This window comes from Staphylococcus caprae (genome assembly GCF_003966625.1).
In the GTDB taxonomy this organism is placed as follows: domain Bacteria; phylum Bacillota; class Bacilli; order Staphylococcales; family Staphylococcaceae; genus Staphylococcus; species Staphylococcus caprae.
This window is the reverse complement of the sequence record NZ_AP018587.1, coordinates 1,970,091-1,991,518: the sequence shown is the minus strand read 5'-3', so window position 1 is coordinate 1,991,518 and position 21,428 is coordinate 1,970,091. Positions and strand designations below refer to the sequence as shown.

Here is a 21,428-nt window from a genome sequence, read left to right as displayed (position 1 = left end):
CTATTTTCATACTAGCATTATTTGTAGAAATTGTATCGGGATGAAAAGGGTTATGGAAATATTTTAAAGATATTTTTACTTTAGCTTAATAAAATTGCTTCATATTAACATTAAAATCATATATAGATAGTTAAAATGAAATAATATTAAATATTGAAGAATTCATTTGGAACACATTGAATTGCACAAATAAGAATAAATTTATCAACACTCACAAAACGTGTATAATAGAATTATTGTAAAAAAAGGAGCGATACATTTTGAATGCAAGTGCGTTGTTCGAAAAAATAAGAGTAAAAAACGTAATTGGAACGTTAGATATAAATGTAGATGATATTACTACTGATTCACGTACAGCCAAAGAAGGAAGTATATTCGTTGCTTCTAAAGGATATACAGTCGATAGTCATAAATTTTGTCAAAATGTCATTGAACAAGGATGTCGTATTGTTGTCGTGAATAGAGAACTAGAACTTGAGGGAGACGTGACACAAGTCATTGTTCCTGACACTTTACGTGTTGCGAGTTTGCTTGCCCATACGTTATTTGATTTTCCAAGTCATCAATTAACAACATACGGTGTGACAGGTACCAACGGCAAAACTTCAATTGCTACGATGATTCATTTAATTTACAGAAAGTTAAATAAAAGTAGTGCATATTTAGGAACAAATGGATTCCAAATTAATGAAAAGAAAACGAAAGGTGCAAACACTACACCAGAAACGGTCTCTTTAACTAAGAAAATTAAAGAAGCTGTGGATGAGGGTGCTGAAGCAATGACGTTGGAAGTGTCTAGTCATGGTTTATCTCTTGGACGCTTAAGAGGCGTTGAATTTGATGTAGCTATCTTCTCAAATTTAACTCAAGATCATTTGGATTTCCATGGCACAATGGAAGCATATGGTCATGCTAAATCATTATTATTTAGCCAACTCGGTGAAGATTTATCTAAAGAAAAATATGTTGTGTTGAATAATGACGATGATTTTTCAGGTTACTTAGCAAATGTCACGCCTTATGAAGTATTTACATATGGTATAGATAACGAAGCACAATTTATGGCTAAAAATATTAATGAATCTCTTCAAGGTGTCGAGTTTGATTTGAGTACACCATTCGGAGATTATCATGTGAAGTCACCATATGTTGGACGTTTCAACATTTCTAATATTATGGCAGCTATCATTGCGGTATGGAGTAAAGGTGCCACAATGGAAGAAATTATTAATGCTGTAACTTCTTTAGAACCTGTGGAAGGCCGTTTAGAAGTGCTTGACCCATCATTACCAATCGATTTAATTATTGACTATGCACATACTGCAGACGGTATGAATAAATTAATTGATGCTGTGCAACCATTTGTAAAACAAAAATTAATATTCTTAGTTGGCATGGCTGGTGAAAGAGATATGACTAAAACTCCAGAAATGGGTAGTGTTGCTTGTCGTGCAGATTATGTTATCTTTACTCCAGACAACCCTGCTAACGATGACCCTAAAATGCTTACAGCCGAATTGGCTAAAGGCGCTACACATGATAATTATGTGGAATTTGACGATCGTGCAGAAGGCATTAGACATGCAATAGATGTAGCTGAACCTGGCGATACTGTCGTATTAGCCTCTAAAGGTAGAGAACCTTATCAAATCATGCCAGGACATGTGAAAGTTCCGCATAGAGATGATTTAATCGGATTAGAAGCTGCGTATAAGAAATTTGGCGGTGGCCCTGTTGAAGATTAAGCAACTTTGCCATAATAGTTTAAGAATGAATGTCTATTTTTACCAAAATGTAGATAAGGAAGTTATGATGATCGCGATTCCAGATATATACTGGTCTGTTGAACTGCCTATTGAAATGTCTAAAGATGAAATTCATGAAGAACTATTAATGCAATTTTTTAATTTTTATACGGAAAATGAAGCGGACGCACTTGCACGCGACATTTGTGAATTAATCGGAACAAACTAAAAGGAGAATAAATGAATGAATTTAAAGGAAGAAGTAGAGTCTAGAAAAACATTTGCCATCATCTCACATCCCGATGCTGGTAAAACGACCTTAACTGAAAAATTGTTATACTTCAGTGGTGCGATAAGAGAAGCAGGTACTGTTAAAGGTAAAAAGTCAGGAAAATTCGCAACAAGTGACTGGATGAAAGTAGAACAAGAACGTGGTATCTCAGTTACAAGTTCTGTGATGCAATTCGATTATGATGACTATAAAATTAATATCTTAGATACACCAGGACACGAAGACTTCTCTGAGGATACGTACCGTACATTAATGGCAGTGGATAGTGCTGTAATGGTCATTGACTGTGCGAAAGGGATTGAGCCTCAAACACTTAAATTATTTAAAGTTTGTAAAATGCGAGGCATTCCAATTTTTACTTTCATAAATAAGCTCGACCGAGTAGGTAAAGAGCCGTTTGAGTTATTAGATGAGATCGAAGAAACTTTAAATATTGAAACGTATCCTATGAATTGGCCTATAGGTATGGGACAAAACTTTTTCGGCATTATTGATAGAGAATCTAAAACAATTGAACCATTCAGAGATGAAGAGAATTTATTACATCTAAACGAAGATTATGAACTAGAAGAAAATCATGAGATAAAAAATGATAGTGCTTTTGAACAAGCAATTGAAGAAATGATGCTTGTAGAAGAAGCGGGTGAAGACTTTGACAATGATGCGTTATTAAACGGAGAACTTACACCAGTTTTCTTTGGTTCTGCTTTAGCTAATTTTGGTGTGCAAAACTTCTTGAATGCATACGTTGATCATGCGCCTATGCCAAATGCACGTCAAACAAATGAAGAGGTTGAAGTAAGTCCAATTGATACTGATTTTTCAGGATTTATTTTCAAAATTCAAGCAAATATGGATCCAAAACATCGTGACAGAATTGCCTTCATGCGTGTTGTCAGTGGTGCGTTTGAAAGAGGTATGGACGTCACATTACAAAGAACGAGTAAAAAACAAAAGATTACACGTTCTACATCATTCATGGCGGATGATAAAGAAACAGTTAATCACGCAGTAGCGGGAGATATTATTGGTTTATACGATACAGGTAATTATCAAATCGGTGATACACTGGTTGGCGGTAAACAGAAATATAGTTTCCAAGATTTACCACAGTTTACACCTGAAATATTTATGAAAGTTTCTGCTAAAAATGTGATGAAACAAAAGCATTTCCATAAAGGAATTGAACAGCTCGTGCAAGAAGGTGCAATTCAATACTATAAAACACTACATACCAATCAAATCATTCTTGGTGCTGTGGGACAATTACAATTTGAAGTTTTTGAACACCGTATGAAGAATGAATACAATGTCGATGTAGTAATGGAACCGGTTGGCCGTAAAATTGCACGTTGGATTGAAAATGAAGAAGATATTAAAGACAACATGAATACGTCACGTTCAATTCTTGTGAAAGACAGATACGATAATTACGTGTTCCTATTTGAAAACGAATTTGCGACAAGATGGTTTGAAGAAAAGTTCCCTGATATTAAATTATACAGTTTATTATAATTTGTAAGTTTAACTTTCATTTTGAAGGGTATTTGATGGGTATCTTTAAGAAAAGTATAAAACGAATTTAATATAATTTAGATTGAGTTAGTTATACAAACTATGTATACTATTATTAACAAATGAATACCTATGACACGTTTGTCAGAGGGGAGTAACTTGAGGATAGTAAATGCTAATCAAAGTGATTAGTAGAATACTATTTAACACTTTATCGTCATTACGAAGGTAAGTCTTCCGGTAAAGTGGGCAATACTATTGCTTAGTGAGACCTTTGCTAGGATATAGCATAGGTCTCTTTATTTGTATTTTGAAATAAAAGGAGTTGTCCACTATGGATCCAAGTTTGATTTTACCTTATTTATGGGTGCTTGTAGTACTTGTGTTCTTAGAAGGATTATTAGCAGCTGATAACGCAATTGTTATGGCTGTGATGGTCAAACATTTACCACCAGAGCAACGTAAAAAAGCATTGTTTTATGGTTTATTAGGTGCATTTATATTTAGATTTATTGCTTTATTCTTAATTAGTATTATTGCGAATTTCTGGTGGATCCAAGCAATTGGTGCAATTTATTTAATTTATATGTCTATTAAAAACTTATGGGATTTCTTCCATAAATCTGACGAAGAGCATCATAAAGAAACGGGTGATGACCACCACTATGATGAATCTGGTAATGAAAAGAAGGTTGGACCTAAAGCTTTTTGGGGCACAGTCTTCAAGGTAGAATTTGCTGATATAGCATTCGCAATCGATTCTATGTTAGCAGCCCTAGCTATTGCGGTGACGTTACCTAAGATGGGCATCCATTTCGGTGGAATGGATTTAGGCCAATTTATCGTTATGTTCTTAGGTGGTATGATAGGTGTCATTCTCATGAGATTTGCTGCTAATTGGTTTGTTGAACTTCTAAACAAATACCCTGGTTTAGAAGGTGCAGCATTCGCGATTGTAGGATGGGTTGGTATTAAGCTAGTAGTAATGGTACTGGCACATCCTGATATTGGTGTCTTACCTGAAGAATTTCCACACGGGGCACTTTGGCAGTCAATCTTCTGGGCGGTACTTATTTTATTAGTACTTATTGGATGGTTTACTTCTGTTATTAAAAATAAAAAGAATCAAAAGTAATGGTATTAGTTTTGAAATGCTCCACTCACTTAAAATTTGAGTGGAGTTTCTTTTTAACTTTGTTATGTTGAACATTGCAGTTTTATAGTTTAAATATTAGAATTTAAACTATGAACTAAATCATTATGAATTTGGAAAAGCTTAGAAATAACTTATATATATTTTTTTACATATCATACGAATCAAAGTAATTTTAGGAGTGGGTCATCAAGTGGATAATGATAAAAAGCAAGTCATACCCCGTAGCCAGTATCGTCGTAAACGACGAGAATTTTTTCATAATGAAGAAAGAGAAGAACGTATAAGACGAGAACGTGAAGCACGAGAGAAAAAAGTTGAAAAAGCACAGCAACAATCTAAGATGAATGAAGAGCGTGTGAAAGATAATTTACGTAAAGCTAGAATAGAGAAATTAACTCAGGAAGAAATTCAACAGCAACATGAGTTAGCTCAGGAAAGACAAAATGGTGAAAATCAAGAATTACAAGCAAGTCGGTTAGAACAGTCAGAAACTAACAAAACTAAAGATGGTTTAAATTTATCAGAAGACCAACGAAATAATAAAGAACATAGTCAAATTGCGCAAAATAAAGACAATAGAGAAAATAAGGTACCTTATTCAATAACAAATCATCACCAAGATGTAGATAGTAAAGATAATAATCTTTCTAAGGATGAAGGAAATCAACCACAGTCATCCAAAGCAGATGTAGTGGATAATAAAGAAATAACTCGTGATCAAAATGAGATTCATAAAGATTCAGCTACACGTAATGAACCAGAAAAGAATCACAAGACAGCAGAGAAAAGTAAACATGAAAATAAAAAACCTTACTCACCTATAAATAATCAATCTACAGAACCTAAAAATCAAAATATTGAAAAGGACAATAATCATTCATCACAAGAGACCTCACATAATCAACATCACGAAAACAAAGGTGATCATTTTGATCACATTATAAATGTGATTACCTCATTCTTTAAAAAACATTGGCCTAAATTACTGATTATTATAGGAATCATCTTATTGTTATTAATACTTAATGCTATTTTTACTACAGTAAATAAAAATGATCACACAAATGATAGTGCATTTAATGGGGCGAATAAAAATTATACTACAACAATGAAGAATGCGAATAACACTGTCAAATCAGTAGTCACTGTTCAAAATGATTTATCAAATAATACTACTGTACCGAAAAGTAAATCTGGCTCAGATAATGAAATTGGATCAGGTGTCGTCTACAAAAAAGTGGGCGACTCTATTTATATTTTAACGAATGCACATGTTGTAGGTGACAAAGAAAAACAGAAAGTTACATATAGTAATAATAAATCAGTTGAAGGTAAAGTCATTGGTAAAGACAAATGGTCAGATATAGCTGTGGTTAAAGCTAAAATTTCAGACGACAGTATCAAAACTATTACGATGGGAGATTCAAATAATTTAGTATTAGGTGAATCTATTTTAGTCGTGGGCAATCCATTAGGTGTAGACTTTAAAGGCAGTGTTTCTAAGGGTATTATTTCAGGTTTAGATCGTCATGTACCTGTAGATATAGATAAAAATGGTAGTTATGATGTATTAATGAAAGCATTTCAAATTGATGCTCCTGTAAATCCTGGTAATTCAGGTGGTGCAGTTGTTGATAAAGATGGTAGGCTAATCGGTATAGTTTCTTTAAAAATTGATATGGAAAATGTCGAGGGCATGGCTTTTGCTATTCCAATTAATGATGTACGTAAAATAGCGCAACAATTAGAAGATAAAGGGAAAGTAAAATATCCGAATACTGGCATTAAAATTAAAAATGTAGCAGATATGGATGAGTCAGAACGTAATTCTTCAAATTTACCTTCTAATGTAAACAACGGTGTCTTAATTGGAGACGTTGAAAAAAATGGTTTAGGTGAAAAATCAGGCTTGAAAAAAGATGATGTAATAGTAGAATTAGATGGTAAAACTGTTGAAGATAATCTACGTTACAGACAGATAATATTTAGTCATAAAGACGATTTAAAAACTTTAACAGCTAAAATATACAGAAATGGTTCAGAAAAAAATATCAAAATTAAATTGAAATAAACGTTGAGGTGAAATCTATGTCTATTTTAAGTCAATTACTTAAGAAATCGAGTCCTCAACAAGGGATTGTACTTTATTATCTCTTTGCAATTGTGGTTGCATTCTTATTATTAAATCTACCTTATGTGCATAAACCTGGTGTAAATGTTAATCCTATTGATACATTATTTGTTGCAGTTTCAGGAATTAGTGTGACAGGGTTATCTCCAGTAAGTATTGGAGACACTTATTCTACGTTTGGACAAATTATCATATTAGTTATCTTAAATATTGGTGGAATTGGTGTTATGGCCATCGGTACACTGTTATGGGTAGTTTTAGGCAAACACATTGGTATAAGAGAACGTCAACTTATTATGTTAGATAATAATAAGGATACAATGAGTGGTACAGTTAAACTGATTTTGGAAATTGTAAGAACAATATTTGTGATTGAACTTGTAGGAGGATTATTATTAGCTTTTTATTTTTATCGAGATAATCCTGACTTAAAAAATGCTTTTATGCAGGGAATATTTGTTTCAGTTTCAGCAACGACCAATGGTGGTCTAGATATTACTGGTCAATCACTTGTACCCTATGCCAAAGACTACTTTGTTCAAACCATAGTGATGTTCTTAATTGTATTAGGGTCAATCGGATTTCCCGTGCTATTAGAATTAAAAGCGTATTTAAAGAATAGAGTTACTAATTTTAGGTTCTCATTATTTACTAAAATTACAACGTCTACATACTTATTTTTATTCGTATTTGGTGTTATATCAATTTTCTTACTTGAACATAACCATGCTTTTAAGGGATTAAGTTGGCATCAATCTTTATTCTATTCATTATTCCAGTCAGCGACTACTAGAAGTGCTGGTTTACAAACAATAGATGCATCGCACTTCAGTGATGCAACGAATATTATTATGAGTATATTAATGTTTATTGGTTCCTCTCCAAGTTCAGTTGGGGGAGGAATTAGAACGACTACCTTTGCAATTCTTATACTTTTTGTGATTAATTTTAATAATACTGCTGATAAAACAGCTATAAAGGCCTTTAATAGGGAAGTTCACATTATGGATATCCAAAGATCCTTCGCAGTATTTACAATGGCATCAATTTTAACTTTTATAAGTATGATTGTGATATCAGCCACTGAACAAGGTAAGTTATCATTTTTACAAGTGTTCTTTGAAGTCATGTCAGCATTTGGGACTTGTGGACTGAGTCTAGGCGCGACTGCTGACAACATTAGTAATATAACTAAAATTGTTTTAATGGTTCTTATGTTTATAGGACGTGTTGGCTTAATTTCATTCATTATCATGCTTGCAGGACGTAAAGAACCAGATAAATATAGCTATCCTAAAGAACGTATACAAATTGGTTAAAAATTATGAAAGCACTTTTGGTAAAATATTTTATTTTGCTGAAAGTGTTTTTATTTTAACTTGAAAATCATTACGTAACTTACTAATTGGCTATTAGTTTAATAACACTCGATACTGCTTCCATGTTAAACTTAATCTATTGAGAGGAGTGGCCTGATGGAAAAGAATGAAAATATAACTGTAGATGTCATAGCAACTTCAGATATGCATAGTCACTTCTTAAATGGTGATTATGGATCTAATATATACAGAGCAGGAACTTACGTAAAAAATGCACGTAAACTAAATAAACATGTCATTTTGTTAGATAGCGGAGGAAGTTTAGCCGGTTCACTTGCTGCTTTCTATTATGCAGTTGTCGCTCCTTATAAGCGACATCCAATGATTAAATTAATGAATGCTATGCAATATGATGCTAGTGGTATAAGTCCTAATGAATTTAAATTTGGTCTATCATTTTTAACGCGATCTGTTGCATTGGCTCGATTTCCATGGTTATCTGCGAATATAGAGTATACGGTAACTAGAGAGCCATATTTTTCAACGCCATATACGATTAAAAATTACGATGATTTAAAAATAGCCATTGTCGGATTAACAGCGGACGGACTTATGAAAAATGAATATGCAGAAATGGAAGATGATGTCAGTATTGAAAAGACGTTATTATCTGCTAAGCGATGGATTAGATATATCCATGAAGTAGAGGAACCGGATTTCCTTATTGTTATCTATCATGGCGGACTCAATAAAATTAGCAAACAAAACAAAAGAAATGAACAAAATGCAAACGAAGCTGAAAAAATTATGGAAGAATTAGGTGTGATAGATTTAATTATTACCGCACATCAACATCAAACTGTAGTTGGTAAAGATCATGAGACAGTTTATGTTCAAGCGGGGCAAAATGCCGAAGAATTAGTCCATCTCTCCATACACTTTAAAAAGCGTACGACCTCATATGAAATTGATAATATAGATTCGAAAGTCATAGATTTAAATAATTATGAAGAAGATGAGTTATTACTCAAAGAAACGTATTATGATCGTAAGGCTGTAGAATATTGGGCAGACGAGGTAATATCTAATAATAAATTTAATCTCGAAATTAACGGTATCGAGGAGATAATTTGTAAGCCTCATCCATTTGCTCAATTACTTCATGATGGTATTAGGAATGCATATGATTACAAAATTTCTTGTGTGCATATACCCAAGAATGGTGAAGAAGGTTTAAGTGGCATTATTCGTAATAGAGATTTATATGATGCTTATCCTCATCCAGATAAACCAGTGGATTTAACAGTTAAAGGTAAAAATATCAAAGACATCATTGAATATAGTTACTCTCATATTGAATTTGAACAGGGAACATTGAGTTTAACGATTGTAGATGAAACTTTATTTACATTTTGGCAAGGTTTTAATTATACAGTTGATATGAATAAAGAACCTTATCATAGGGTCGAAATAGAAGACTTAGATAGTGAGCGAATGTACAGAATAACTATGACGGATTATTGTTATAGAAACTATAAAGAATATTTAGAAGATGCAATCATTCATGAAACATATGGAGAAACTATGGGCGGCTTGATTAGAAACAATTTAAAAAACACAAACTATGATTTAAAAGTTGAAAATAATTTTAAAGTTAACCTTTAAATAACCCCGTCATTATTATCAACGAGACACGAGGTAAATTTACTTCATTAAAAAAGCATTTCTTAGCCTAAAGTAATCAGACTAAGAAATGCTTTTTATCCGTGAAAAATCAATAATAATATTATAGCAACAATCTGAGCAATAGAAGTTGTAGCTATACGTCTAGTATATTCGTAACTTGCTGATAAAATTAATTGAGTTATAAATATAAAGAATACTATCCACCAGTTATCTAGATAAATGAATAAGGAACTTGAACAAATTGCGACTATAAGTATGCTTAACCATTTAGGTAATTTGTATCGAATTAATTCCTTCTGTAAGACGGTTCTCATATATAATTCATGACATGGAATCACGAACAATAAAGTGACGAGCATTTGCCATTTAAAATAAACACCCGTTCTAGATAATTCTTTAATTAACGATGCGTATGATAAATCTGATGAAATAAGTGAAAAAATAAGTTGTACAATAATAAGTACAATACTTGTAATTATACCAATCCCAATTGAAGTTAATAATCGTTTTGATGCAATGTCTCTTTGATAAAACACATAACTTATTCCTGCTATTAGCATAATGCCAGTATATAAGTACCAGTACTCTTGGTGTTCACCCCACATCACAAATAAAATAGCGTGAAATACGATGAAACTTATAATAAACCAAATTAAAGCTTTAGAAACATTTTTCATTATAATTAACCTTCTTGTTCAACGATTTTATATCGCTTATGATTAATGACAGTCTTCTCAGGTAAATCTAGTTCATTAAAGTTTTCCATGATTGTTAAATCTACAATAACAGAATTGTCATTAATTTTCTCAACACGGCCTCTTAAACCATCATAAAATTCTACAATATTACCTACTTCTGCAACAGTCATAATGAGTCCTCCCTTAAATCATAGCTAGGTAATATTGTACTAAAATTTACATAACAAATAAACTAATATCTTAAAAAAAACTCTATTTGCAGATTTAATTATGAAAAGTAAGACATAAATGAGTATATAATTGGAAATTTTATTATAAATCATTCATAACTAGGGTAAGGGCATATAGAGAGACTTTTTAAGGAGAGGAATGTTATGAAGTTTATTAGTAATAATAATATTACTGATCCCACACTTAACTTAGCAATGGAGGAATATGTTCTTAAGAATCTTCCATCTGAGGAAAGTTATTTCTTATTCTATATTAATAGACCTTCAATTATCGTAGGTAAAAATCAGAATACGATAGAAGAAGTTAATAAAGCGTACATTGATCAACATAAAATTGATGTCGTTCGACGTATTTCTGGTGGCGGTGCGGTTTATCATGACACTGGAAATTTAAATTTTAGTTTTATTACTGATGATGATGGTAATAGTTTCCACAACTTCAAAAAATTTACAATGCCGATTGTTCAAGCTTTACAATCACTTGGTGTCAACGCTGAAATGACAGGACGAAATGATATTCAAGTGGGAGAAGCTAAAATATCGGGAAATGCTATGGTGAAAGTGAAAAATAGAATGTTCAGCCATGGTACGTTGATGTTAAATTGTGAATTAGACGAAGTTCAAAATGCTTTGAAAGTTAATCCTGCTAAGATTAAATCTAAAGGTGTGAAATCAGTTAGAAAGCGTGTTGCTAATATAGATGAGTTTTTAGAAGAACCTTTAGACATTAATGAATTTAAACAAATTATTCTTAAAACTATTTTTGGGGAAAATGAAGTAGAAGAATATGTTTTAACTGATGAAGATTGGAATAACATTGAAAGGTTGAGCAATGAGAAATATCGTACTTGGGAGTGGAATTACGGTAATAATCCTAAATATAATTTTGAGCGTGAAGAAAAATTTGAAAAAGGGTTCATACAAATCAAATTGGATGTTAAAAAAGGTCGTATAGAACATGCTAAGATATTTGGTGATTTCTTTGGTGAAGGAGATATTACTGAGTTAGAGCGTGCACTTGTAGGTTGCTTACATGACTTTGAACATTTAGAAGAAGCATTAGCAAATTATGACTTTTATCACTATTTTGGTGATATTGATAAATATGAAATTATTAGATTAATGTCTTAATTATATTAAAAAGGTCTATTCTCAAACTTAAATTAAGTAGGGAATAGACCTTTTATAATGAGTGACTCGAATCTAAATTATTCACTGAGAAAAGCCTCCAATTTTTTATATTCTTCTGTATACTGAATAAAATCTTCCTTATTTTTGTTAACAAGTGCTTCATCGATAAGCGTTTTGAGTTGTTTCTTTCTCGCTTCCCTTAGTGCTTCATCGATAACGAGTTCAACGCCTAAATCGTTTACAGTGGTCACAAAGTCTTCGAGAGTAGTGTGTTTAACATTAGTATTATGATTCATAAAAAATCACTACCTTTCTTTTTTATTTATATATGAGTAGTATACAGTTTTTGTATTTTGAAATCAATGAATATTCTGACATTTAGAAAGAAATATGTGTAAAAAGAAAATAAAAGTAGAACTTGATTTAATTTATGCTTTGTATAAACTAATATTAAGTTATTATTATTAAAAGAAAATAGTAACAATAATTAATATTTTTGTGAAGTGAGGTAATCAAATGACTAATTTTAGTGAATCAATCTATGTTATTAGAAAAGGTGACATGTTAATTCGCCCAAGGTATGATGAATATCAACAAACTTCAGGAGCTGAGATTATTAGATTTGATAAAACTAGAAAGGAGAGTCCTTTTAAAGTACAAAGAATTATTGAAAGGTCTTGCAAATTTTATGGTAATAGCTATTTGAGCAAGAAGTCTGAAACTAATCGAATTACTGGTATCACTAGTAAACCACCTATTTTACTTACTCCTTTATTTCCAACTTACTTTTTCCCAACTCATTCTGATCGACAAGAAGAAAATATATGGATTAACATGCATTATATTGAAAGTATTAAAGAACTTAAAAACCGTAAAAGTAAAATCACATTTGCTAATAATGAATCATTTATATTAAATGTTTCGTATCATAGTTTATGGCATCAATATACGAATGCAATTATTTATTACTACATGGTCGATAAGCAAGCGCGTATGAAATCAAATGATCCTGAGCAACCCATTGACTATAATCAATCCTCATTAAATATTTTCGAAGCTTTATCTAGATATTCTCTTTTTGAAGAGAAATAGCCGTAAATTTTAGCATTTTAATATTAATAATTGTTTTGAACTTCGTGTGTTTATTTTTAAAATATGCGGAACGTTAATATTAAATTAGTGTAAATGTTCCGTATATTTTTTTAAGATATCTCTTGAAAAACTCAACAAGATTGATATAATAATATTTGTGCTTGATAGAGATACATAAAATAACATTAATCCGCAGTAGCTCAGTGGTAGAGCTATCGGCTGTTAACCGATCGGTCGTAGGTTCGAATCCTACCTGCGGAGCCATATGGAAACGTACTCAAGTTGGCTGAAGAGGCGCCCCTGCTAAGGGTGTAGGTCGCGAGAGCGGCGCGAGGGTTCGAATCCCTCCGTTTCCGTACAATAGTAAAAATCAGTAAACTTTTGTTTTACTGAATTACGTTAGAACGTTGTTAAATCAACGTTCTTTTTTATTTTGGTAGAAATTTGTAAAAGTCTGTTTTAAATATTTTGGTCAATTCGTGGTCAATTTTAATTGAGTTATTGTCAAGTTGTCCATTTCGTTGACCACTTAAAAATTTATTATATTAACGAGCTTTGCATCTTCTTCACTTTTTAATTCCTCTAATAAATGGCTATATACACGCCATGTGATTTCAAAATTTGAATGTTCTAATCATTTGATTATTCTCAATTAAGAATCTATAAAGAGCAGCCTTATAAGAAAATAGGAATAATATTCAAAAAAGTTGAAAGTGTTCACTATCAAATCGGTGTTTTTGATATAATATAATAAAATTATTTAATTAAGGTGATTTTGTATGAGGTATTTGAAACATATTAAAGGTGTTTTACTTTCGATCAGTATTTGTATATTGATGATATTATTAACTGGATGTGGAAAAAGTAGCGATGGTCTTGTTGGAAAAGAATTAAAAGGTGTAGTAGATGGAAAAACTGATGCTATATTTACTTTTAAAGATGATGGAACCTTCAAGGTAGTTTCAGCACAAGGAAAACCAAATGCTGGTGAAGAATTTACAGGAAAATATGAAATAAAAGAAGAAAATAGCAAAAAATATTTAATACTATCTTATTTTTCTAAATATATTTTTGGGGCAGATATAAAAAATAAAGGATATGTGGAGTATGCAGTAAATGGAAAAGATAGTTATGTATACGAATTAGAAAAAGATGGAGATAGTTATAAGCTGGAAGCTCCTAAAGAGGGAAAACTAAAAAATGATGTAAGACTTATTGGTAATGATAATTAATATTATTTAAAAACTTGTTTACATTTAAAGATAGGATTTAGCAATCACATGAAGTGGTTGTTAAATCCTCTTTTTTATATACTACGCTAAAGTTAATCTAAAAACTACAATCTATCTAGTGAGTCAATGGTTCATAGATGGGTAGTTAATGTCATGAAAAAATGGCGACCACTTTATATGGCCGCCATTATAAAAGCTTTTATTCGATTATTATAATACAAAGTATTCTAGTGCTTGTGTTGTCGTTCATCACTTTAACTTTAAGAAATATTTTTAATTTCTTTATCAAAGTAGAGTATTTTCTAAATTGAAAGAGTTATTATCTCAAACTCCTTTCAATGTTACTTATTCTTGCTCTTGAATACCCCCAACATAGAGAATTTCTTTTTTAAGAAATTCTACAAGCATTGCAAGTTGGGTGTGGAACTACGCAATTCATTTTGTTAAGTGATATTTCTATTCCACTCACTACTTTTCTTTATTGTCACTGTCATTTTTGTTGTCTTGGCTTGATTTTCCTGAAATAAGGTTTCTAATAACTTTGACAATATAGCCCGTGACTAGGATTCTAAATACTCTTCTTAAAATATCCATAATCATTCTCCCTTTATTAAAGTTTTATTATCTAGCTACTACCCGAATTTTGATTCTCTTAAAAGTAAATTTTAGAATTTTAGAAAATTTTATACAGCATCAAAGTTAAAACAATCGTTTTAGTAATAATTTTATTTAATCAAATAAATTATATATAATGACATTGCAACCTAATTTGTAAAGGGGAATGTATGATGATAAGAAAGGCTCGTCCAAGTGATAACAAACAGATTGCTGAATTGTGTTATATCATATGGGAAGATATGGAACTAGATATAACACAGGCCTTGACTCAAGAACGTGTCATTGAAGCAATTGAATTAAGCATTGTAAATGTTAAATATCGTACGTATTATGATCATATTTGGGTATATGAGAAAGATGGCAGCGTTGCGGGATGTATCATTGCTTATCCTGGGAAACAAGAGTTAGATTTGGAACAACAGTGGTTAGATTTGCCACTCGAAGATGATATTCGTGAATTAGGTACGCCTTTACCTCAAAAAGAAGCTTATGATGATGAAATTTATATTGAAGCGGTAGCTACTTTTCCGGAATATCGTGGACAGGGGATTGCAACACAGTTATTTAAACATTTGATTGATAGTGATCCGAATGCAAAGTGGAGTTTGAATTGTGATTATGATAATGAGGGTGCGCTAAAGCTATATAAAAAGTTAGGCTTCGAAGATGTAGGGGACATTGATTTATATGGTCATAAGTATCATCATATGACACTAAATTAAAAACTCGACAATTGAATATGATTTCATTGCCGAGTTCGTTATCGAAAATATGAAATTAGATACCGCCACAAAGTGCACTTATATATATACCTAATGCATATAAAAGTCCAAAGAATGTGTTGGTTTTGCCTGTGGCAGCCATTGCTGGCATCATTGTAGCTGGTGTATCGTTCTTATTAAATCGTCTTACAGCTTTAATTGGCATAGGGAATGATAACAATACTAATAAATAGAATAGTGAACCCGGTGCTCTAAATAGTGCTGTGAAAATGACGAACACATAAGCAACAATATACATTGCAGCCATGAAAATGATTGAAGCGCGTTTACCTAATAAAATAGGTAAAGTTTTTCTGCCACTTTCTTTGTCTTTAACACGGTCACGGATATTATTAGCCATATTAATGAGGCCAATAGTAATAACGATTGGAATACTAATCCAGAACGCATAGCCTTGGACGTTTCCAGTTTGGATGAAGAATGATAATACAATGATAATCATACCCATAAATAAGCCAGAGAATAGCTCACCAAATGGAGTCCATGAAATTGGCATTGGTCCGCCAGTATAAAGGTAACCGATAGCCATACAAATGATTCCGACTGGTATAATCCAGAATGAACTTTGAATAGCTAAAAAGATACCTAACAGTGCTGCGATAATGTAAAATGCAATTGCTATGTTCATGACAAGTTTCGGACTCATACCATTTCGCACGATGGCGCCACCGATACCTACAGAATTGTGGTCATCAAGACCTTTTTTGAAATCATAGTATTCATTAAACATATTCGTTGCTGCTTGTATCAATAAACATGCAATTAACATGGCTAAGAATAAACTAAATTTCAGATGGTCTTCACTACCAAGTAGATAAATTTTCGCAGTGGCTGTGCCAACTAAAACCGGTACAACTGCTGCGGTTAAGGTATGAGGTCTCATTAACTGCCAGTATTTCTTAACGGTTGAGTATTGTTGATATTGATCTGACATATTATGCATAACCTCTTATTTTTATATATTTATCATAAATATTTTAAAGGAATCATAGCTAAAGGTCAATTGACGTGAAAAATTGCATTTTTAGTTTAAGCAATAATGATAACACTTACGTATAAAAGTGATACAATACATTAATGAGTCAAATTCGAAGGAGAAAGAAGTGAAATAAGAATGGCTGTGAATGTAAAAGAAGAAGACATTGTCGATAAGTTATACGCAAGTACCAAAGACTGGGTTTCTGTAGAAGTCGAAATAGACAGAACGATTGAACCAAGTGCTTTGTTCCGTTTAACAGAACAAGAAGCGGGAGACCGTTTTTACATGCGATTGAACGACAATTATTCTTCATATTTTGGATATCACGCTGTTCAAAGGTTTAAAAATAACTTTGAAAATAAGCAGTCTATCTTTAGGGAATGGGAAAAATTAAAAGATGAAATCGAATTAATTCATCCAGATACAAGTAGACACCATCTTAGATTATGTGGCGGATTTCAATTTTCAAGTCATAAGTCTGATGATGAGTGGCGAGAGTATGGATTGAATCACTTTGTATTACCTAAAGTATTGATATCTAATGAAGGGGAACGTACATTCATCACTTATACTACTGAACGTCAAGATTTTGATATTGAAGCGTTCAAACAATTGGTTTCGTATTTCGAGCATACGAAAGTTGATTCTTCGGAAACAGAACGAGGTAACGTCACACGTATGGAAGATATTTATAAAGATGATTGGCGTGAACTCGTTGAAGAATCCATTGAAAAAATTGATGAATCTAAAAAAATTGTTCTTGCACGTAGACGTTTAATTAAGTTTGATAAAGAAATTGATATTCCTTATGTGTTGAATCGAGCACTCCAGAATGAGAAGAATAGTTATATTTTCTTATTAGAATCTAATCAATCTATATTCTTTTCACAAACACCTGAACAATTAATTAAAGTTGAAGATGGCATTCTTTCGACAAAGGCTGTAGCAGGTACAATTAAACGTTCTCATAATGAAGCAGAAGATGAAGAGAATATTAAGGCGTTCTTAAAAGATAAGAAAAACCTAGGTGAACATCAGTTTGTTGTTGAAAGTATTTTGAATGATATTAAACCCTTTGTGCAAGATATCGATTATAATGAAACGCCAAATATTCTAAAGAATGATCATTTATATCATTTATATACGGAAATAAAAGGGCATTTAAACGACAAATCATACATTGGTTTAATCGATTGCTTACATCCAACACCAGCGTTGGGTGGTTATCCTAAAGCCGAAGCATTAGAATTTATTGAGAATAATGAATTCGGTACGCGTGGCCTCTATGGATCTCCTGTAGGTTATATTGACGTGTACGATGATTGTGAATTTATTGTAGCGATTCGTTCCATGTTGATTAAAGGTGATCAAGCAACGTTATTTGCAGGTTGCGGTATCGTTAAGAATTCTGATCCTGATAGCGAAGTTGCTGAAACGGCAGTCAAATTTTCACCAATGATGAATGCATTAGGAGTAGATAATTATGACGAATCATAGCGATGCTTTGACACAACAAGTGTTTACGTTTGCATCAGAATTATATGCGTATGGCGTAAGAGAAGTTGTTATTAGTCCAGGATCTCGTTCTACACCATTAGCGATTGCATTTGAGGCACATCCGAAAATTAAAACCTGGATACATCCTGATGAACGTAGCGCAGCGTTCTTCGCATTAGGGTTGATTAAAGGAAGCGGAAAGCCAGTTGCGATATTATGTACGTCAGGTACAGCAGCTGCGAACTACACGCCTGCAATTGCTGAATGTCAAATTAGTCGAGTGCCAATGATTGTGTTAACAAGTGATAGACCACATGAATTACGTAGTGTAGGCGCACCGCAGGCAATCAATCAAGTTAATATGTTTAGTAATTATGTTAATTTTCAATTTGATTTGCCTATCGCGGATGGCACTGAGCAAATGCTTTATACGATTCACTATCAAATGCAAATTGCTAGCCAGTATTTATACGGCCCACATCGGGGCCCGATTCATTTTAATATGCCTTTTAGAGAACCATTAACGCCTGATATGAATCGTGTAGATTTACTGAAGTCTCAAGTTAAAACATTACCGCATTATCAAAAGAGTATTGCGGTAAAAGGGATTAGTGCGATATTGCAAAAGAAAAAAGGACTTATCATTGTAGGAGATATGCAACATCAAGAAGTCGACCAAATTCTGACGTACTCTACAGTTTATGATATGCCGATTTTAGCTGATCCATTAAGTCAATTACGTAAAAGTAATCATCCCAATGTGATAACAACATATGATTTACTTTATCGTGCAGGTTTAGATTTAGATGTGGATTTCGTTATTCGTGTGGGTAAACCGGTAATTTCTAAGAAATTAAACCAATGGTTAAAACGTACGAAAGCGTACCAAATTTTAGTGCAGAATAATGATAAAATTGATGTTTTCCCAATGCCGCCTAATATTTCATATGAAATTTCGGCAAACGATTTCTTTAGATCATTGATGGAGGAAGAGAGTGTTCAACGTAAAGATTGGTTGGAACTATGGCAATCACTAGAACAGCAGTCTCGAGTTGAAATTAAAGACTATCTCAATCATGCATCTGATGAAGCGGTTTATGTAGGAGAGGTCATTCATAAATTATCTAAAGGTGACGCACTTTTTGTAGGTAACAGCATGCCAATCCGAGACGTTGATAATTTAATGTTTGAAACTGAAGCCGAAGTTTATGCCAATCGCGGAGCTAATGGTATCGATGGCGTCGTATCTACTGCTATTGGAATGGCAGTGCATAAAAAAGTAACGTTATTAATCGGTGATTTATCGTTTTATCATGATATGAATGGCTTATTAATGGCGAAATTAAATGACATCAACATTAATATTGTTTTAGTGAATAATGATGGTGGAGGTATCTTCTCTTATCTTCCTCAAAAGGATTCGGCAAGTGACTATTTCGAACGTTTATTTGGCACGCCAACTGGCTTAGATTTTGAACATGCGGCGTTACTTTATGATTTTACTTTTGAACGTTTTGAAAGCTTAAATGACTTTAAATATGCGGAATTATCTTCCATGGATTCTCATATTTATGAGGTTTTAACTAGTCGAGAAGATAATATGCAACAACATCAAATTTTATATAAGAAATTGAGTGATATCGTTAATGTTACACTTTAAATTTTTTGAATCTGAAAATGATAGCAAGCAATTGCTTGTTATGTTACATGGTTTTATTAGTGATTCAACAACGTACGATAGTCATGTAGCGTATTTCAGTCAACATGTGAATGTATTAACGATTGATTTACCCGGACATGGTCAAGATACTTCAGACATGCAAGATACTTGGGATTTCCCGTATATTGCTCATGCACTTGATGAGGTATTGTCGCAATTTGACACGTATGACGTGTACCTACTCGGCTATTCTATGGGCGGCCGCGTAGCGCTATACTATGCTTTATATGGCAGTGTAGCGCTACGAGGGCTGCTCTTAGAGAGTACTTCAGCGGGGATTCAAGATGAGGCGGATAAAGTGGAACGTGTTCAAGTGGATGCGGCTCGTGCGAAGGTGCTTGAGATTGCTGGGTTGGAGATATTTGTGAATGATTGGGAGAAGTTGCCGCTTTTCCGGTCGCAGTATGGGCTTGATGCTGAGGTGCGGAAAGCCATACGGGCGAATCGAATGAGCCAGAACCCTGTGAGGTTGGCTAAAGCGCTACGTGATTATGGTACGGGCAATATGCCGAATCTTTGGCCTCAAATTTCATCGATAGCTGTTCGCACGTTCATTTTAACGGGTGAAAAGGATGAAAAATTTGTTCGTATTGGTCAAAAATTAGCTGAAGCGATACCTCATAGTCGTACGGTAAACATTTCGAATGTTGGGCATACAATTCATGTGGAAGATAGTACGGAATTTGATACAATGGTAGTAGGTTTTTTAAAGGAGGAGCAAAATGACTAGACAGTGGGAAACACTTAGAGAATATGATGAAATTAAATATGAATTTTTCGAAGGAATTGCAAAAGTAACGATTAATCGTCCAGAAGTACGTAATGCGTTTACACCTAAAACAGTAGCTGAAATGATTGACGCATTCTCACGTGCACGTGATGATCAAAATATATCAGTCATTATCTTAACTGGTGAAGGCGACAAAGCTTTCTGTTCAGGCGGAGATCAAAAGAAACGTGGCCATGGTGGTTATGTAGGCGAAGATGAAATTCCTCGTTTAAATGTATTAGATTTACAACGCTTAATTCGTGTCATTCCTAAACCAGTTATCGCAATGGTTAGAGGCTATGCGATTGGTGGCGGTAACGTTTTAAACGTTGTATGTGATTTAACTATTGCTGCTGACAATGCAATCTTTGGTCAAACAGGACCTAAAGTAGGTTCATTTGATGCAGGATACGGTTCAGGTTATTTAGCTCGTATCGTGGGTCATAAAAAAGCGAGAGAAATTTGGTACTTATGTCGCCAATACAATGCTCAAGAAGCTTTAGATATGGGACTTGTTAACACAGTCGTACCTTTAGATAAAGTTGAAGATGAAACAGTTCAATGGTGTAAAGAAATGATGAAACATTCTCCAACTGCACTTCGTTTCTTAAAAGCAGCGATGAACGCAGATACTGATGGTTTAGCTGGCTTACAACAAATGGCTGGGGACGCGACATTACTTTACTATACAACTGATGAAGCGAAAGAGGGTCGTGACGCTTTCAAAGAGAAACGTGATCCTGATTTCGACCAATTCCCTAAATTCCCATAAGCGTTTAGTGAATATATAAATAAATCCACTTGATTGATAAGATGATGTCAATCGAGTGGATTTT

The 21,428-nt window shown here is 33.1% G+C and carries 20 protein-coding genes, 2 tRNA genes and 1 riboswitch; of the genes, 17 read left to right on the top strand and 5 right to left on the bottom strand.

Annotation, left to right across the window (positions count from 1 at the left end; translation table 11 throughout):
- Window positions 1–260: 260 nt before the first annotated feature.
- From JMUB898_RS09555 to JMUB898_RS09525, 7 genes are all read left to right on the top strand, one after another.
- The gene (locus tag JMUB898_RS09555; protein WP_002441883.1) at window positions 261–1,745 is read left to right on the top strand and encodes a UDP-N-acetylmuramoyl-L-alanyl-D-glutamate--L-lysine ligase; all 1,485 of its coding nucleotides are present in this window, start codon (window positions 261–263) and stop codon (window positions 1,743–1,745) included.
- Window positions 1,735–1,974, top strand: a complete 240-nt coding sequence (locus JMUB898_RS09550; protein ID WP_037541273.1) for a YueH family protein — start codon at window positions 1,735–1,737, stop codon at window positions 1,972–1,974. Before JMUB898_RS09555 ends, JMUB898_RS09550 begins: the two co-directional genes overlap by 11 nt.
- A 15-nt stretch (window positions 1,975–1,989) precedes the next feature.
- Window positions 1,990–3,552 (top strand): peptide chain release factor 3, encoded by a 1,563-nt coding sequence (locus JMUB898_RS09545; RefSeq protein WP_002441887.1) that lies wholly within the window; start codon window positions 1,990–1,992, stop codon window positions 3,550–3,552.
- A 137-nt stretch (window positions 3,553–3,689) separates the two neighbouring features.
- Window positions 3,690–3,816: riboswitch (yybP-ykoY riboswitch) on the top strand.
- 70 nt (window positions 3,817–3,886) lie between these two features.
- Entirely contained in the window at window positions 3,887–4,687 is an 801-nt protein-coding gene (locus JMUB898_RS09540; RefSeq protein WP_002441889.1) for a TerC family protein, read from the top strand.
- A 211-nt stretch (window positions 4,688–4,898) separates the two neighbouring features.
- On the top strand, window positions 4,899–6,779 hold the full coding sequence (locus tag JMUB898_RS09535; RefSeq protein ID WP_044466315.1) for a S1C family serine protease: 1,881 nt from the start codon (window positions 4,899–4,901) through the stop codon (window positions 6,777–6,779).
- A gap of 17 nt (window positions 6,780–6,796) precedes the next feature.
- Window positions 6,797–8,158 (top strand): TrkH family potassium uptake protein, encoded by a 1,362-nt coding sequence (locus JMUB898_RS09530; RefSeq protein ID WP_002441893.1) that lies wholly within the window; start codon window positions 6,797–6,799, stop codon window positions 8,156–8,158.
- Between the two features lie 156 nt (window positions 8,159–8,314).
- On the top strand, window positions 8,315–9,823 hold the full coding sequence (locus JMUB898_RS09525) for a bifunctional metallophosphatase/5'-nucleotidase (RefSeq protein ID WP_002441895.1): 1,509 nt from the start codon (window positions 8,315–8,317) through the stop codon (window positions 9,821–9,823).
- Between the two features lie 95 nt (window positions 9,824–9,918).
- Here the strand turns inward: JMUB898_RS09525 and JMUB898_RS09520 are convergent, their stop codons facing one another.
- On the bottom strand, window positions 9,919–10,521 hold the full coding sequence (locus tag JMUB898_RS09520; protein WP_002441897.1) for a CPBP family glutamic-type intramembrane protease: 603 nt from the start codon (window positions 10,519–10,521) through the stop codon (window positions 9,919–9,921).
- A 5-nt stretch (window positions 10,522–10,526) separates the two neighbouring features.
- Entirely contained in the window at window positions 10,527–10,712 is a 186-nt protein-coding gene (locus JMUB898_RS09515) for a YkvS family protein (protein WP_002433441.1), read from the bottom strand.
- A gap of 204 nt (window positions 10,713–10,916) precedes the next feature.
- Here JMUB898_RS09515 and JMUB898_RS09510 point away from each other — a divergent pair, with 204 nt between their 5' ends.
- Complete coding sequence (locus tag JMUB898_RS09510) at window positions 10,917–11,903, top strand: lipoate--protein ligase (protein ID WP_002441899.1); 987 nt, start codon at window positions 10,917–10,919, stop codon at window positions 11,901–11,903.
- A gap of 77 nt (window positions 11,904–11,980) precedes the next feature.
- Here JMUB898_RS09510 and JMUB898_RS09505 read toward each other — a convergent pair whose 3' ends face one another.
- Entirely contained in the window at window positions 11,981–12,199 is a 219-nt protein-coding gene (locus JMUB898_RS09505; protein ID WP_002441901.1) for an IDEAL domain-containing protein, read from the bottom strand.
- Window positions 12,200–12,419: 220 nt separating this feature from the next.
- On the opposite strand from JMUB898_RS09505, the gene JMUB898_RS09500 reads away from it, so the two are divergent.
- From JMUB898_RS09500 to JMUB898_RS09480, 4 genes are all read left to right on the top strand, one after another.
- Window positions 12,420–12,995 carry a competence protein ComK gene (locus JMUB898_RS09500; protein WP_002441902.1) on the top strand — a complete coding sequence of 192 codons (576 nt, stop codon included), beginning with the start codon at window positions 12,420–12,422 and terminating at the stop codon, window positions 12,993–12,995.
- Between the two features lie 189 nt (window positions 12,996–13,184).
- Window positions 13,185–13,259 (top strand) — tRNA-Asn (locus JMUB898_RS09495).
- Window positions 13,260–13,262: 3 nt separating this feature from the next.
- A tRNA-Ser gene (locus tag JMUB898_RS09490) sits at window positions 13,263–13,351 on the top strand.
- Between the two features lie 423 nt (window positions 13,352–13,774).
- Window positions 13,775–14,227: a hypothetical protein gene (locus JMUB898_RS09480; RefSeq protein WP_044466313.1), complete on the top strand. Its 453-nt coding sequence runs from the start codon at window positions 13,775–13,777 to the stop codon at window positions 14,225–14,227.
- Window positions 14,228–14,695: 468 nt separating this feature from the next.
- Here JMUB898_RS09480 and JMUB898_RS12885 read toward each other — a convergent pair whose 3' ends face one another.
- The gene (locus tag JMUB898_RS12885; RefSeq protein WP_002442051.1) at window positions 14,696–14,821 is read right to left on the bottom strand and encodes an SAR1012 family small protein; all 126 of its coding nucleotides are present in this window, start codon (window positions 14,819–14,821) and stop codon (window positions 14,696–14,698) included.
- A 194-nt stretch (window positions 14,822–15,015) separates the two neighbouring features.
- On the opposite strand from JMUB898_RS12885, the gene JMUB898_RS09475 reads away from it, so the two are divergent.
- Window positions 15,016–15,567: a GNAT family N-acetyltransferase gene (locus JMUB898_RS09475; protein ID WP_037541294.1), complete on the top strand. Its 552-nt coding sequence runs from the start codon at window positions 15,016–15,018 to the stop codon at window positions 15,565–15,567.
- 55 nt (window positions 15,568–15,622) lie between these two features.
- Here the strand turns inward: JMUB898_RS09475 and JMUB898_RS09470 are convergent, their stop codons facing one another.
- Complete coding sequence (locus JMUB898_RS09470) at window positions 15,623–16,561, bottom strand: 1,4-dihydroxy-2-naphthoate polyprenyltransferase (RefSeq protein WP_037541296.1); 939 nt, start codon at window positions 16,559–16,561, stop codon at window positions 15,623–15,625.
- 180 nt (window positions 16,562–16,741) lie between these two features.
- Between JMUB898_RS09470 and JMUB898_RS09465 the strand changes: the two genes are divergently transcribed.
- From JMUB898_RS09465 to menB, 4 genes are read left to right on the top strand one after another with little or no spacing between them, the layout of a single operon-like run.
- Window positions 16,742–18,103 carry an isochorismate synthase gene (locus JMUB898_RS09465; RefSeq protein WP_044466312.1) on the top strand — a complete coding sequence of 454 codons (1,362 nt, stop codon included), beginning with the start codon at window positions 16,742–16,744 and terminating at the stop codon, window positions 18,101–18,103.
- Window positions 18,090–19,763, top strand: a complete 1,674-nt coding sequence (menD, locus tag JMUB898_RS09460) for a 2-succinyl-5-enolpyruvyl-6-hydroxy-3-cyclohexene-1-carboxylic-acid synthase (RefSeq protein WP_002442059.1) — start codon at window positions 18,090–18,092, stop codon at window positions 19,761–19,763. Before JMUB898_RS09465 ends, menD begins: the two co-directional genes overlap by 14 nt.
- Window positions 19,750–20,553: a 2-succinyl-6-hydroxy-2,4-cyclohexadiene-1-carboxylate synthase gene (menH, locus tag JMUB898_RS09455; RefSeq protein WP_002442061.1), complete on the top strand. Its 804-nt coding sequence runs from the start codon at window positions 19,750–19,752 to the stop codon at window positions 20,551–20,553. The genes menD and menH overlap by 14 nt, the downstream gene beginning before the upstream one ends.
- On the top strand, window positions 20,546–21,364 hold the full coding sequence (gene menB / locus JMUB898_RS09450) for a 1,4-dihydroxy-2-naphthoyl-CoA synthase (RefSeq protein WP_002442063.1): 819 nt from the start codon (window positions 20,546–20,548) through the stop codon (window positions 21,362–21,364). Before menH ends, menB begins: the two co-directional genes overlap by 8 nt.
- The last annotated feature ends 64 nt before the right edge of the window (window positions 21,365–21,428 follow it).

Excerpts from the sequence above, each read along its gene's own strand:
- JMUB898_RS09470 (WP_037541296.1), bottom strand. The coding sequence starts at position 16,561 with ATGTCAGATCAATATCAACAATACTCAACCGTTAAGAAATACTGGCAG.
- JMUB898_RS09505 (WP_002441901.1), bottom strand. The coding sequence starts at position 12,199 with ATGAATCATAATACTAATGTTAAACACACTACTCTCGAAGACTTTGTG.
- JMUB898_RS12885 (WP_002442051.1), bottom strand. The coding sequence starts at position 14,821 with ATGGATATTTTAAGAAGAGTATTTAGAATCCTAGTCACGGGCTATATT.
- JMUB898_RS09475 (WP_037541294.1), top strand. The coding sequence starts at position 15,016 with ATGATAAGAAAGGCTCGTCCAAGTGATAACAAACAGATTGCTGAATTG.
- JMUB898_RS09540 (WP_002441889.1), top strand. The coding sequence starts at position 3,887 with ATGGATCCAAGTTTGATTTTACCTTATTTATGGGTGCTTGTAGTACTT.
- menH (WP_002442061.1), top strand. The coding sequence starts at position 19,750 with ATGTTACACTTTAAATTTTTTGAATCTGAAAATGATAGCAAGCAATTG.
- JMUB898_RS09510 (WP_002441899.1), top strand. The coding sequence starts at position 10,917 with ATGAAGTTTATTAGTAATAATAATATTACTGATCCCACACTTAACTTA.
- JMUB898_RS09500 (WP_002441902.1), top strand. The coding sequence starts at position 12,420 with ATGACTAATTTTAGTGAATCAATCTATGTTATTAGAAAAGGTGACATG.
- JMUB898_RS09525 (WP_002441895.1), top strand. The coding sequence starts at position 8,315 with ATGGAAAAGAATGAAAATATAACTGTAGATGTCATAGCAACTTCAGAT.
- JMUB898_RS09530 (WP_002441893.1), top strand. The coding sequence starts at position 6,797 with ATGTCTATTTTAAGTCAATTACTTAAGAAATCGAGTCCTCAACAAGGG.
- menB (WP_002442063.1), top strand. The coding sequence starts at position 20,546 with ATGACTAGACAGTGGGAAACACTTAGAGAATATGATGAAATTAAATAT.
- JMUB898_RS09545 (WP_002441887.1), top strand. The coding sequence starts at position 1,990 with ATGAATTTAAAGGAAGAAGTAGAGTCTAGAAAAACATTTGCCATCATC.
- JMUB898_RS09520 (WP_002441897.1), bottom strand. The coding sequence starts at position 10,521 with ATGAAAAATGTTTCTAAAGCTTTAATTTGGTTTATTATAAGTTTCATC.
- JMUB898_RS09480 (WP_044466313.1), top strand. The coding sequence starts at position 13,775 with ATGAGGTATTTGAAACATATTAAAGGTGTTTTACTTTCGATCAGTATT.
- JMUB898_RS09515 (WP_002433441.1), bottom strand. The coding sequence starts at position 10,712 with ATGACTGTTGCAGAAGTAGGTAATATTGTAGAATTTTATGATGGTTTA.
- JMUB898_RS09465 (WP_044466312.1), top strand. The coding sequence starts at position 16,742 with ATGGCTGTGAATGTAAAAGAAGAAGACATTGTCGATAAGTTATACGCA.
- menD (WP_002442059.1), top strand. The coding sequence starts at position 18,090 with ATGACGAATCATAGCGATGCTTTGACACAACAAGTGTTTACGTTTGCA.